The organism is Streptomyces sp. NPDC036764 (genome assembly GCF_055609385.1).
Window position 1 is genome coordinate 2,692,593 of record NZ_JBVJPT010000001.1, and the last position, 13,802, is coordinate 2,706,394.

Here is a 13,802-nt window from a genome sequence, read left to right on the forward strand (position 1 = left end):
ACGCCCTCCATTACGCCGCGTTGAGCGCTTCAGTGGGCGAGTCCCGTCAGGTTGTTGACGATTCTTGAAATTGGCTCTGTCCGCAGTTCCGTGAATCCCCAGGTCAGTGGAGTGAGCAAGGGATCGTTTCGGCAGAGTATGTCCCGGCATGGCGAGCAAGACGGTCGAGGCTGTGCTGTTTCCCGGGATCGATGTGCGAGTGGAGCGCGTGAGCGACTCCTCCGACGTCCTCGTGGTGGAGGCCGTGTCCACCGCTCGCCCGGGTCGATGCCCGGACTGCCGGAAACAGGCGAGGCGCATACATAGCACGTATCAACGCGCCCTGGATGAAAGGCCGTTGGGGCCTCGCCGGGTCATAGTCCAACTGCGGGTCCGCCGGTACTTCTGTGACCGGAAGACGTGTTCCCGCAAGACGTTCGTCGAGCAGGTGGCGGGCCTGTCCGAGCGGCACCGCCGCTCCAGCACCGGGCTGACGGGGTGGCTGCGATCGATCGCGGTGGAACTGGGCGGCCGTCCGGCCGCGCGGTTGTGCCGCCGCCTGAGGCTGGTCGCGGGCCGGACCCGGCTGCTCAGGCTATTGACGGCGCCGGCGGTGCCGGACCGTGCGCCGCGGGTGCTGGGGGTGGATGAGTTCGCCTTCCGAAAGGGCTGCACCTACGGAACCGTGCTGGTCGACGTCGAGGCCGGCCGGGTCGTGGACGTGCTGCCCGACCGCACCTCCGAGACATTCGCGGCCTGGCTCGGAGAGCATCCCGGAGCAGAGATCATCTGCCGGGACCGGGCCACCGCCTACACCAAGGCGGTCAGGGAAGCTGCCCCGGACGCCTTGGAAGTCGCCGACCGGTGGCATTTGCTGCAAAACCTGGCCGCCGCGGTGGAGAAGACCTGCCACCAGCACCGCAACTGCCTACGCAAACGCGCTGAGGAGGAGACAGTGGCCGAGGTGCCGGAGCGGCCCCCGATGCTGTTACCGCCCGCGGAACTGCCCCGCACCCAGATCATCGAACGCACCCGTCACCGCTACGAGGACATCCACCGTCTGCTGGAGAAACGCTGGACGATCAGCGCAATCGCCCGTCGGCTGAACCTCGACCGCAAGACCGTCCGCCGCTTCCGCGACACCGACCTCGACGAGCTACTCGCCTCCGCCCGCGACCGCCGCCCCAACGGCGTCTTGGAGCCGTTCAAGGCATATCTCAACGCCCGCTTCACCGACGCACAAAGCCAGGTCAGCGGCGCCCGACTGTTCCTGGAGATCCAGGCTCGCGGCTACCGTGGCAGCCGCCAGGTCGTCCGCAAGCACCTCGCTGCCCTTCGCGCGGGCACCGCCGAACCGGTCCGAGCCGACATTCCGAGCCCTCGCAAGATCACCTCGTGGATCATGCGGCCCCGGGAGACGCTCACCGAGAGCCAGGACAGGCGACTCCTTCAAGTCCGGCTCGCCTGCCCGGACATCACCCGGGCCTGCGACCTCGCCCGCACGTTCGCGGACCTGGTCCGTCAGCAGCGGGGATACCTGTTGCTGGCGTGGATCCGACAGGCCGAGCAGGACGCTCCGAAGCCCATGAAGGGCTTCGCGGGCTTCCTCCGCCAGGACCTCGGCGCGGTGACCGCCGGTCTCACCCTGCCCTGGAGCTCCGGGGTCGTCGAGGGACACGTAAACCGGGTGAAAACGCTCAAGCGGGCTATGTACGGCCGAGCCTCGTTCGAACTTCTCCGGGCCCGCATCCTGACTCAGCTTGAGGGGTAGACACGAAGCGCCACCTGCCTGCCCGCAGGCACGGTGCACAGGCGCAATGGGGGTGGGGCAGGTGCGGCGGGTGGTCAATCTGCAATCTGTTGAGCAGAAGTTGTTGCTGCTCGCTCTCCTGTTCGTGATTGGCGGGTCGATCGTCGCAAACCTCTTCGCGTGGGACGTGAAGTGGCAGATACCGCTCATCTATGCAGTGCTCTATGTCCTACTATCAGTCGTTATTGAGATCCGTGACCGTCAGGCCCCTACAGCTTCCACGCACTACCGCACCAGTGACGAATTCTTCCTGTCGTTCGCCCGTCTCGTGCGCACTGCCGAGCGTCATGTCTACACGAGCTACGTGCGCAACACGCCCCCGCCGAGTTTCCAATCCCCGGCTGCACAGCAGTACTTCAGGGCCGCGGCCGACTGGACTCGGCGCAACCCCGGCGCGTCATTCCACCGCATCATCGGCGTCCCTGCCCAGGAGCCCGGCAAGAGCGCCATGCGCCTGTGGCTGCGAGAGCATTACGAAGAGATGGCCGGCCTTGCCAACTACCACGCCCGCGTGGTGACTACGGACAGCGGTGTCGACGCGGTCAATATGGCGATCATCGACGACACCGCGGTTCTGCTGCTGCTGACCGCGGACGGTTCGTTCATGAGCGGACACAGCCTGGAAACGGCTGAGGCCGTCAATTCCTTCAGGGACTACTACAGGTCCTGGTGGGCATCGGGCGAGTCCTTGGACAGCTACGCGCAGCGTACGGGCCTCATGGCCTCCAACGACTGAGCTGCGCGAAACTGCGGACAGAGTAAATTTCCAGAACTGCCATCATCGCCAAGCCTCCGACGCTCACGGCGTCTCTAAGCGTTCATCGATGCGCCGGAGAATGTCCTCGCTGATGTGCCACCGGTCCGAGTCCCGGCGGAAGCGAATCCCCCGCTGGGACTTGACGACCTTGGCGAGCCGCCTTAGCTGGTTCGGGTCAAGGTCGTCGATCATGCGCGCTGCAAGCCGCATTGCGTGGTACTGCTCGAATGCACTGCGTGAATGCTCGATAGCTTCGAGCGCCGCATCGAAGTTCCGCAATTCACGGCTTGCCTGCATCATGGCCAGGGCAGTGACACGTTCCTCGTCGCTTCCCTCCCGCAGCCAGCGCAGTACTTCGGCTGGCTCGAATGGCTGCTCCTTCGCGAGACGGCGAGCTCTGGAAACGGCCTCTTCCATCGCCCAGGTACGCTCTGGACCAGCACGCATTGAGCTGCGCACTGACCGGTAGTCAGCTGCGATGGGCCCCGCGGCGTCCAGCAGGGCGTGAGCCTCCACTCGTAGCTGACTCGCCGCGGCAATGTCTCCGCGGCGCTCCGACTCTTCTGCCAGTGCGAATTTCTCCGCCGCGGCGGCACGGAGCCTCAGCGTGGCTCCACCGAATTCCAAGCTCTCGATGCGGTTACCAAGTAGAGCGAGAACAAGCAAGACACCGCCGAAGGCAAGCAGTACCCCCGCGCCACCGTTCGGAGTCACGAAAACCGCAAAAACCCCCGTTCCGAAGGCCCCCGCGCCCAGTAGGCCCGTGAGCACACGCAGGACGGGTGTGAACTGGGAAGACATTGAGGGCGGATCCACTGACTTCTCTCCATCTCTTCAGATGGGTGGGAACCTACCGCGCGTCTACGTGAGACGGCGGACATCAGACAGCGACGCATCTGTATTCGACCAACCAGCCGATGGTGGATGTCGGGCATGGCAAGTGGACGCCGCGCTGGTGGCGCGGCGGATCCAGGACGATCCGCGCGAGGCGGCGCTGCCTTGTCGGAGGTGGGAAGTCACAGGTCATCGTCTTGCGTACTGCTTGGAAAGCAGCGGCACCTCCTGGCAGCGTCTTCGAGATCCTGGGGATTCACGGAACTGCGGCCAGAGCCGTTTTCAAAGATCGTCATCAAGGTGAAGTGCTCAGTCACAGTTGGAAGTCGAGGCCGGTCTTGGCGATGAGGCCGTTGATGAGGCCGGGTCGGTACTGCATCTGTTTGAGCCGGTTCTTCACCAGCGCGGTGAGCTGGTCGAGGCTGTGTTTGGTGAGGTTGGCCAGGGACCGTTTCAGGTGTGACCAGACGCCCTCGACGGGGTTGAGTTCGGGTGCGTACGGCGGCAGCTGGTAGACGGTCAGCCATAATCGGGCGTCGATCAGCTGCCGCATGGTGCGGCTGACGTGCGTGTTCAGATTGTCCCAGACCAGGACGATCGGGCCGCCGAGCTGCTGGTGTGCGGTATCCAGCAGGCGGGCGTAGTCGGTCTCGTTGAAGCCCTTGCGCCGGTCTTTGGAGGTCGACCTTGACGGTACCTTTCCTGTGACCTAGGGCGTGCATCAAAAGTGGATCTTGAGTGATGGATGATCGTGGTCACGGCGCGGCGAGATCTCACGGATGCACAGTGGGCGGTGTTGGAGCCGTTGTTGCTCATGGGAGCGAAGGTTGGGGGGCCGCCCCCTAATTCCTGGCGGCAGCTGATCGACGGCATATGGTTCCGGGTTCTCATCGATGCTGGGATAGCTGGGCGGCTGTGACCTGCGGTCCCGTAGATGTGGCGAGACAGTCTTGAGGGGCGGTTCGGGGGAGGGCAGCCTGCCCCAGGCGCACGGGGACGCGCTGTTCGAAGTCTGACTCGTTCCAGCCCGGCCGTGCGGTCTCACTCCGGAATGCCTCCCCCACTGGACGGGACGATCGGACCGCTGCCGCGCAACCTGATCCCGGCATCAGGGGCTTCCCTGCCAGTTGGGCTCACCCTGGCGGCAGCCTGGCGAACGAGTTCGCTGGCGAGATGTGTGTCATCCAAGGTGCACTGAGTGATGGGTCCTGCATGAACTTGACGGCGTCCTGGCCGGATGCGTCTGCTGGCTGACAGTGCTCTTTGGCTGGGTGGCCAGCCGAATCTGGCCGGACGGCACAGTCGGTGGGAGCCGTTAGCGTCGGCTGGGCGTCACGTGACATGGCGTTGCCAACTCGGGGGCCCGGGGGGGGGCGGTGCCTGCTCAGGAGTGATCTGCCGCCTGGCGTCGGTGTCACCACCATCGGGGTTGGTCCAGTGGCTGATCCGTGTCACGAGTGGGGTCCTGTGGTCGGGGTCTCACCGGGCGAGGGCGGCTGTGTTGAAGTACCGATGCTGACCGGCCGGTTCGCCTCCTGGGGTACGGTCTGTGATCCACCATGGGTCCAGCACGTTGCGAGAGTTGGGGAACTAGAGCCTGGGGGCGAGCGGTGCGAGGCAGGAGTTGGCAGACGTGGGGTGCTGCCGTGTTGGGAATCCTCGTGCCGGCCCTTGCCGCGGTGAGCGCCGTAGCGGTCAATGCCGCCACTTCGGTGCAGGCGCCCTGGCCCTGGGGGTTGGAAGTCCTTCGGCGGTATCCATGGGTGGCGACGGCTGTTCTCACGGTCGCCGGCGTAGCTGCCGCACTCGTCGCGCCCGTCCTCCAGCGTGGCGGGGCTACGGCCGGCTCCGATGACCCCCCTCCACCGCCGCTGCCGGACATCCCGGACTGGGTGGTGGAGCGGCCTTCGGAAGCCGACCGGATTGTCAGGGCCCTGTGCCGCAGAGGTGGCACCGTCGGAATCACGACCGCCCTGCACGGTGCCGGTGGCTTCGGGAAGACGACGTTGGCGGATGTGGTCGCCCGCGACAAACGTGTGCAGAGGTTCTTCAGAGGCCGTGTCTACCGGATCACCCTCGGGCGGGACATTCGAGGCAGCGCCGCTATCGCGGCGAAGGTCAACGAGACCATTCGGTTCATCACCGGCCAGGAGTCCGGGCTTGAGGATCCCGCACTCGCAGGCCAACATCTCGGCCGCCTCCTGGAGAAGCGCGGGCGGACGCTACTCGTCATCGACGACGTCTGGGAAGATCGACACCTGGCGCCCTTCGTCGTCGGGGGCACCAAGTGCGTCCGCCTTGTCACCACCCGGGTGGCGAGTGCTCTGCCCGACGACGCCGTCCGCGTACGCGTGGACCAGATGTCCACCCGCCAGGCGCATCAACTGCTCACCTGGGGGATCCCTGACTTCCCTCCGGTCGTGGCCGAGCAACTGTTGGCCGCCACGGGCCGGTGGCCCTTGCTGTTGCGCCTGATCAACCGCGTACTGAGTGCCTTTGCCCCTGATCCTGCTGCTGTCACCTCTGCGGGCCACGAGGTCCTGGAGCGCCTACGGGGCTCTGGGCCGACAGCCTTCGATCATCTCGCCACGGTCGTGCTCGATCTGGACGACCCGCAGCAGCGGGCTCGTGCCGTTCGGGCAACCATCGGCGCGAGCACCGACCTGCTTCCTGCCGAGGGTGAGCAACGGATGCTGGAATTGGGGATCTTCGCCGCAGACCAGACCTTGGCTCCTTCTTTGGCGTCATCCTTGTGGCGGTCCACTGCAAACCTCGACCCTCTGGAGAGCCGGAGTCTCGTCCAGCACCTCGTCCGCCTGGCCCTGATCACCGAGCACTCAGAGCTTCCGGGGCGACCCTTCTCGCTCCACGACGTCGTACGCGACTACGCGCGCGCGGAGCTGGGGTCACAGCGCCTCACCGACATCAATCGCAGCTTCGTCGAAGCTCTCGCAGAGGGGCTTCCTGCCGCCTCAGCCCTGCCGCCGGACAACAGTTCGCCTTTGCCGGCCTGGTGGCACTTGCCCACGGAGGACCAGTACCTGTGGGACCACCTGGTCGGCCACCTGAACGCCGCAGGCCAGCCGGCCGAAGCCGAACGTGTCGCCTGCGACCTGCGCTGGGCCGAAGCAAGGCTGCTGCGTTCCGGACCTGGCGCGCTGTACTCGGACCTCTCCGTGGTCGGTACACCACACGCTTTCGAGCAGAGGGCGGCCTGGGTCCAGGTGACGCCTTTGCTATCACCCACGGAACCGCGCAACGCTGTCTTGGACGTCCTGCGAACTGCGCTGTCCAGCAGTCCGCACTGGGGACCGCAGATCGCTGCCGCCCCGCAGGACCCATCGAGGGCACGTCTGACAAGCCGTTGGCCGATACCAGACATGCGGACGGACACGTTGCGCCGCACCTTTCCCGAGCGCGAGCAGGGCGAGCACCCCGGTTTCAGCCCGGCCACCCTGTCTGCCGACGGCAACAGCGTGATCGCCGGCGAGGAGGACGGCCGTGTCGTGGTTTTGGATGCTGCCACAGGGCGCCGGCACCTGGCCCACAAAGTCCATCGCCGGCGGCCCTCGGTCCTGGCCATAAGTCCGGACGGGGTCTGGTGCGTCACCGCGGCCTCTCGCGAGCCTGCTCGAATGTGGTCCATGGAGTCGGGGCACGACCGGCCGGGATTTCGCCGTCTGTCAAAAAGGGCCCAACGCATTGCGTTCAGCGGGGACGGATCATGGTTCGCGACCTTCGTGTATGAAGGTCGCGAATTCCTCGAAGCTGACAGACAGGGGCGCGTCCAGTTGTGGGACGCCTCGTCCGGGCAGTTCCTGGGACAGCTGCCCGACAGATGCAAGGCCTTCGCCATCTCGCCTGATGGCACCTGGATCGTGACCGGGCATCGAGACGGCAGGGGCACCATCTGGGATGTCGCGTCGAAGGAGCAGCGCACGAACTTCTCTCTGTTCCAGGACTGCGCAGTGATCACGCTCGCGGTCGCCCCCGACGCCACATGGATCGCTGCCGGCTCCAACAGGAACACGCTGCGGATCCTGGACGCGGCCGACGGCGTCCTCCACACCGAACTCACCCTGCCCACGCTGGAGGGGTCGTCGAGGGGGTGGGGGGTGACAGCGGTGGCGATCTCCCCGAACGGCAGATGGCTCGTTGCCGGCAATGATGGCGGGCAGATCGCGCTGTGGACACGGGGCGCGGACACCTGGCATCGGACCCTGTCCACAGACGATGCCGTCCGTTCATTGACGATCTCCCCTGACAGCAGCTTGTTCTTGGTAGGCGGTGAGGCCGGCAGGCCTGAGCTCTGGGAGGCAACAGCCGTCCGAAGGACCAGTGTCCAGACACCACACTCCGGACCCCGCAGTGCCATCCTCGCGATTGACCCGACCCGAATCGTCACCGCCGGGGACGACGGAGTAGCGACATGGGATCCGGCGACGGGGCGCAGAGTCCACCTCCGGCAGTTCGCCTGCCGTCTGCTCGCCGCATCTGCCGACGGACGGCTACTCGCCGCCGCCGACGCGCGACGGGTACGCCTGTGGCAGAGCGGATCGGCCTCGCCCCTGATCAACATCAGCCAGGACCATCCCGTGCTCGCACTGGCCATCCGCAGGGACGGCGGTCTGACCTTCGTCAGCAGCAGCGACGCACAGGTACACCTGTGGGATGCAGGAACCTTCGAACTGCTCCACGAGATCCCTGTATCGGTCACAGCCGATCCGGTGGTCTCCCAGGACGGCCGATGGCTCGCTGTGGACAACGCAGCCCGCAGAACCCGGATTTGGGATCTGGCGGCCGGCCGAATTCATAGCGAGGCCGCCGTCCCGGGAAGGCCCGTCGGGTTCCGCCAGGACGGCAGCCAGTTGGCCATCGCCAGGGAAGACACCGTGACGCTCTGGGACATCCCTGCCCAGGCGATAGCTGCTGAGTTCACAGCCAAGGACGCCCTGATCCACAGGGCCTCTTTCTCCCCCGACGGCGCACATATGGCCGCCCTTGCGAACAACACCCTGTCGGTCTGGCACTTTGCCGCCCCACAGCCGGTCGCGGCCATCCGTACTCCCCGCGTGCTCCTCGACTGCGTATGGCTCGCGGACGGCACAGGAATCGCCGCGACGGGTCTCGGCGGTCTCTACGTCTTCGATTTTCCGCCGCTCTCGCAACGCCCGCGACCGTGATCGAGTTCGTACTGCTGCTGGGTTTGGCAGAGCGAGCGGTGTCGGTACGTGTCCGGGGTTGATCATGCCCCCGTCAGTGCTGCTACGGGCAGGGATGCTCGTTCCCTGTCGGCCCCCATCTTGCCCGCTCGTCATCGCGTGCCACTGTGCCGCACAGCATTTCTGTGGTCGTCGACCCGTCGGAGCGGCCCCGCACCACCGCGAGCAGCTTGTCCTCCGTCAGACGGCCACCGCTTGCCGCACCGTGCGCGTCGATCCAGCCGGTGGCACCGTCGAAGCCCCCGCCGCCGAGTCCCTGGTACAGCACGGCCTGCACCAGCCCCCGGTCCAGGCGCTTGTCGTGCCGGCCCGTGGTGCGCCAGGCCTGGTCGATGCCTTCGGCGAGGTAACGCAGCGCGTCCCAGGCGAGTGCGACATGGGCGTCCTCGCGCAGAGCCTGGCCCCGGATGCTGCGGTCGCTGCCGTAGGCACGGTCGTACGCGGCGAGGAAGGCCGAGGCCTCCGGGCTCTCGGCGGCCAGGGCGGGGGCGTAGCCGTGCGAGACGTAGAAGAGGGTGAGGCCCTTGAAGTGGTCCCAGGGGCGCTGCTGATCGGTGAGCGCGTTGGTGACGTCGTCGCCGGCCAGCACGCTCATTTTCGGGCAGTCGCCGGAGATCCGGGAGACCTCGGCGAGGAACAGCTGGAACTGGCTGGCCCGCGCCGACCAGACCACCGCCGTCCTCGGTTCTTCCTTTACCGCCCGGCACACCTCGCGCGCCAGATCTTCCAGGGTCGGCACCAGCCGGCCGCCGAGCGCCCCGGGCAGCGGGTCCGGCTCCGGCGCGTCGGTGGGCGTGTAGAGAAGGACATCGGTGCGGGAGGGCCCGTAGGCAGTGCGGAAGGACGCGGCAAGGCTGTTGCTGTACGCATCGGTGGCATCGGCGACCAGGCTCACCTGGCGCGCCTTGTGACCGCCCGTGGCCATGGTGGCGTCCGATGCGAACGCGGCCATGAGATGAGCGGCCCGCTGGTCGGTGGGTGCAGTTTGGTAGTAGTGCTCGCCCTGCCGGAGTAGGTCGTCCGCGGTGCCGGAGGTTCCGACCATCGGTACACCGGCCTTGTCGAGGATGCGTATCGCCTCGTAGGTGTTGCGGCGGCTCTGCCCGAGGCCGACGACGCCCGCGATGGACGGGTCGCTCGCGGCGAGCTCCGCGATGCGCTCGGCTACGGCGGGGGCATCCTTGAAGCGGTCCCCGGCGTTGGCTGCCAGGACCCGCAGCGGGACCCGCTCGCCGGAGCGCAGGGCCTGCGCGTTGATGTGCTGCTGGGCCACCGCGATTCCGCGCAGTTCGGCGTACGTGCCGCCACGCACCGGATCTTCCGCGTCCTTGCCTCCGGTCAGCGGGCCGAAGTAGACCACGGTGCGGCGTCCGGGCCGCGGATCGTCCGCAGCGCGGTCCGCGAGCTCCTGGTCCACCTCCTCGTTCTGCCGCTCGATCTGCTCCAGCACGGTCCGTACGGCCTGCTCGCTCGGCCCCTTTCCGAAACCCGCCGCCCCCTCGCTGACGCCCACGCACTGGCCGTCGGTGCCGAGAAAGGTGGAGCCCTGGCAGGGGTCGTCCCCTTCGCGGTGCCACAGGCCAGGGACGAGGAGGAGGCCGGCCACGAGCGCGATCGCGAGCGTGCCCGCGCCCAAGGCCCCGGCCACCTCCGTCACCGGCCCCCAGCGCGGTGACGGCGTCACCAGCGTTGGCCAACGGCCGAGCCAGTACACGGCGGCCTGGTCGTCCTCGGGTCCCTGCGCGACGGGGACGACGATGCCGGTCGGTTGGTCCGGCGTCATTCCCCGGCGCTCGATGTTGATCAGCTCGGCCCCAGCCTGGGCGAGGCTCGAGGCGTGGATGTCGGGGATCCGGGCGGCCAGTGATCGTACGCCGCCGGCCACCGCGAACACCGATGTGCACCGCAAGTCGGCCACGGCGGAGCGCAGTTCCCGCAGGAAGCGCTGTACTCGCGAGTCCTGCGGCCCGGCCTCGTCGAAGAGCAGCACGAACCGGGAGGTGCGGCGCCGGCGCCACGGATGGAGGAACCGGGTCCGGCAGGCCTGTTCGAGATCGGAGAGCACCGCCTGCATCAGCACCCGGTCGAGCTGCTCGGGGTTGTCCCGCAGTTCGGTGTGGACGAGGTCGAGCGCGGAGCGGAAGAAGTCGGTGGGCGGGCTGCCCTGCTGCTGCCGCACCCATCGCGCGTACCAGCGACGGCTCCGCGCCCGTCCCAGCATGTGCCGGTTGATCCGCCGACCGTAGACGGCGCGCGGCAGCCGCTGGAACAGCGGGCCGGCGACGAAGTTCCACAGCAGCTCCAACAGCGTCCCGCCGCTGGCCTGGTCGCGCCCGCCGAGCCACCACAGGGTCTGTGCCGTACGCGACCACGCGCGGTGCTGTGCGTAGCAGTGGTTGCGCAGCTCGGTGTGGCGGTGCTCCCTGAGCCCGTCGAAGGCGGGAGCGGTGACGACGGAGCGCAGCAACCGGTAGCTGTGCAGCCGCAGTTCACCGGTGCCGGGCGGCATGGTCTCCTTGAGCTGGTTGGTCAGCAGCTCGAACAGCTCGAGCGGCGGTGGATCGGCGCCGTCAGGAATCCGCGGGATGTACGCGTGAGGGGCGAGCACCTCACTGCGCCCGCGCATCCGCGATCGCAGCCCGGCCACGATTCGCTGTCCCGCATCCCCGCCCTCGGGTTCGTGAAGCAGCACGACCGGTACTCGGCTGCGGGTGCGCCGTGACTGGACCACCAGTCTGTCGAATGCCTCGATGAACCGGTCGACGCCGGGGTAGGCCGGAATACGGCTCTGCGAATCCCCCATGGCCATGGGCTGGCCCCTCCTCGTCCTCTTGGAACCCAGGACTGTCTTACTCAACTGATCCACTCAAGCAGGGAGTTGGATCACACTGGGGGCTTTTGCTGCTTTCCCCCAGGCCTGTTCAGGCGGAGCCGGATCCGTGCGGCCCCGGGAGTGTCCGTTCCTGGAGCAGCACGCGGAGAGCGCCACGGCTGGCGTCGGCGGCATGAGCGTGTACGCCGCTGTCTTCCTCGTCCTGGTCGGCGTGTGGTGCTTCGCGGGCAGGTTCTTTGCCACCCGGCCGGTCATTGCAACGGCCCTCAGTCGGTGGGGCCACATCCTGCTTCCGCTCGTCCTCATCGCGATCGGCCTGCTCATCCTCATTGAGGGCGGCGCCTTCGGGCTGTGAGCAACGACTGCTCGGTGACAATCACTCAAGGTTCGGTGTCACAGGACAGGCAGTGGCTGTCCCGTGCCGTCGAACATTGAGCATTGCCACCGAAGCGTGGCGAACCGTAGGTTCGTTGCGGCTGGGGCGTGAGGCCAGATGAACTGCTGACTGCAGGGGGTGCCGTGTCAGACGCGGTCTACGGTCTGCTGGGGGCGCTAGGTGGGGCGATCGTCGCCGGCGCAGCCAGTTTCTACGGGCCCCTTCAGATGCAAAAGCGGGCACTCCGAGAGGCAACAGCCGAGCGCGACTCGGCTCACGCTCAGGCCGAAGCAGCCCGACAGTACGAGTTGCAGCGTGCCCAGATCGGTCGGGTCGCGCAGGTGCGGAAGTCAATGGCCGCGTGGGACAACCTGCTGGATCGCACGTATCGCCAGATCCAGAGTCGCCGTGTTGTCGATCCTGACGAATTCCGTCAAGCCGCAGAACGGGCGCGGGAAGATGCGACCGCGGCCCTCTATGACGCGCTGAACGATGGCTTGTACATCCCGGCAAGCGTGATCAGCGGCAGCCGTGAACGGGTGCAACTCGGCGACTATGACTGGGGGGATCCCGCAGACTCGAAGTGGGTCCTGGATGTATTCGAGGACGCCACAACTATGCTGGACGCCGTGGTGGTGGCCCAAGCCGCAATGGATGATGCGGATCTGGCCGGTGACCCCTGGGAGGAATATGTCCTGCATGCGGGAGATCCGATACTGAAGGCACATGAATGCAGATCTGATCTCTCGTACGCCCTGATGCGGCACGTCGAGACCATTACGGATGTCACCACGATTGAGACCCGACGTGGCGAGGAAGCAGAACCGGCATGACACGCAGCCCGGCCCGGAGTGCCGCCGCCAGGAGCCTTGGACGCACCTGAGTCCGGTGCGGCCAGAACTGAAAGTTCGTCAACCTTCGGCGACAACGATCAGCATGGCCGACACGCTCGTCCAAGGATCTGTTTTGAACTGGCCAGCGATCCCGTCCGGTTCCGCAGCCTGCACAACCAGCACGGCCATGGAGGTTGAGCCGCCGTTGATCACGCAGTGCCGGGCGGGGCAGGGGCCGGTTCGTCAGCGGGCACGCCGGTGACCAGGTAGACCACGCGGCGGGCGATGGACACGGCATGGTCGGCGAACCGCTCGTAGTAACGGCCGACCAGTGTGACGTCCACGGCTGTCTCGACACCGTGGTGCCACCGGTCGTCCAACAGGTGCTGGAATATCAGTCGATGCAGTTCGTCCATCCGGTCGTCGTCCCGCTCCAGTTGCAGGGCGGCATCGACGTCGCGCGTGATGAGCACCTCGGCGGCCTGCGCCATCAAACGCTGCGCGAGCTGGCCCATCTCCAGGACAGTGCGACGCAGATCAAGTGGCACCGCGTGCTTTGGGAAACGCAGCCGGGTGACCTTGGCGACATGCTCCGCCAGGGCGCCGCACCGCTCCAGGTCCGCACTCATGCGCAGTGAAGTCACGACGATCCGCAGATCCGTGGCCACCGGCTGCTGCCGTGCCAGGACCGCGATCGCCCGGTTCTCCATATCCCGTTGCAGATCATCGACCGTGTCGTTCGCGGAGACCACACTCTCCGCAAGCTGAAGATCGGCATCGAGCAGAGCGGTGGTGGCCCGGCCCATGGCGGAACCGACCAGATTCGCGATCTCCACCAGACCATCACTGATCGACGCCAGCTCCTCGTGATACGCCGCCCGCACCAGATCTCGCCCTCCAAAGCCACAGACAGTCACCACCTGATGCCAGACTCGCACAACCCACACGGAGCTGAAACGACCACTGCTCTCCCGGGAGCAGGATCACGCGTGGGATGAGTGGCCGGTCGTAGCCTTGCGGTCCCGGACAACGATCAAGCCGAGGCGGCAGCAGTCGACTCAGATGCAGGCGCTGGGTCGCTGTACGTGGTGTCACCAAGAGGCCACTCGCAGATTGTCGTGCTCCGTCACACCACGCTCGCCGCCCTTGTCATGCGTC

Annotated in this window: 8 protein-coding genes and 1 pseudogene; 5 read left to right on the plus strand and 4 right to left on the minus strand. The window is 66.7% G+C overall.

The window, feature by feature from the left end; genetic code table 11:
• The first annotated feature begins 148 nt into the window (after positions 1 to 148).
• On the plus strand, positions 149 to 1,750 hold the full coding sequence (locus ACZ69Q_RS11310) for an ISL3 family transposase (RefSeq protein WP_471039840.1): 1,602 nt from the start codon (positions 149 to 151) through the stop codon (positions 1,748 to 1,750).
• Positions 1,751 to 1,796: 46 nt separating this feature from the next.
• Entirely contained in the window at positions 1,797 to 2,525 is a 729-nt protein-coding gene (locus tag ACZ69Q_RS11315) for a hypothetical protein (RefSeq protein WP_471039843.1), read from the plus strand.
• A gap of 63 nt (positions 2,526 to 2,588) precedes the next feature.
• Here the strand turns inward: ACZ69Q_RS11315 and ACZ69Q_RS11320 are convergent, their stop codons facing one another.
• Together ACZ69Q_RS11320 and ACZ69Q_RS11325 are read right to left on the minus strand one after the other, a co-directional pair.
• On the minus strand, positions 2,589 to 3,347 hold the full coding sequence (locus ACZ69Q_RS11320) for a hypothetical protein (RefSeq protein WP_471039846.1): 759 nt from the start codon (positions 3,345 to 3,347) through the stop codon (positions 2,589 to 2,591).
• A gap of 346 nt (positions 3,348 to 3,693) precedes the next feature.
• Positions 3,694 to 4,068, minus strand: a pseudogene (locus ACZ69Q_RS11325) (transposase); the annotation flags it as partial.
• Between the two features lie 958 nt (positions 4,069 to 5,026).
• Here ACZ69Q_RS11325 and ACZ69Q_RS11330 point away from each other — a divergent pair.
• Complete coding sequence (locus ACZ69Q_RS11330) at positions 5,027 to 8,563, plus strand: NB-ARC domain-containing protein (RefSeq protein ID WP_471039849.1); 3,537 nt, start codon at positions 5,027 to 5,029, stop codon at positions 8,561 to 8,563.
• Between the two features lie 82 nt (positions 8,564 to 8,645).
• On the opposite strand, the gene ACZ69Q_RS11335 is transcribed toward ACZ69Q_RS11330, so the two are convergent.
• The gene (locus tag ACZ69Q_RS11335; RefSeq protein ID WP_471039851.1) at positions 8,646 to 11,411 is read right to left on the minus strand and encodes a type 1 periplasmic-binding domain-containing protein; all 2,766 of its coding nucleotides are present in this window, start codon (positions 11,409 to 11,411) and stop codon (positions 8,646 to 8,648) included.
• Positions 11,412 to 11,541: 130 nt separating this feature from the next.
• Here ACZ69Q_RS11335 and ACZ69Q_RS11340 point away from each other — a divergent pair, with 130 nt between their 5' ends.
• Positions 11,542 to 11,790 (plus strand): cadmium resistance transporter, encoded by a 249-nt coding sequence (locus ACZ69Q_RS11340; protein ID WP_471039854.1) that lies wholly within the window; start codon positions 11,542 to 11,544, stop codon positions 11,788 to 11,790.
• A 164-nt stretch (positions 11,791 to 11,954) separates the two neighbouring features.
• On the plus strand, positions 11,955 to 12,644 hold the full coding sequence (locus ACZ69Q_RS11345) for a hypothetical protein (protein ID WP_471039856.1): 690 nt from the start codon (positions 11,955 to 11,957) through the stop codon (positions 12,642 to 12,644).
• A 209-nt stretch (positions 12,645 to 12,853) separates the two neighbouring features.
• Here the strand turns inward: ACZ69Q_RS11345 and phoU are convergent, their stop codons facing one another.
• Positions 12,854 to 13,528, minus strand: coding sequence for a phosphate signaling complex protein PhoU (gene phoU, locus ACZ69Q_RS11350; RefSeq protein ID WP_471039858.1), 675 nt, complete (start codon positions 13,526 to 13,528; stop codon positions 12,854 to 12,856).
• Positions 13,529 to 13,802 lie beyond the last annotated feature (274 nt).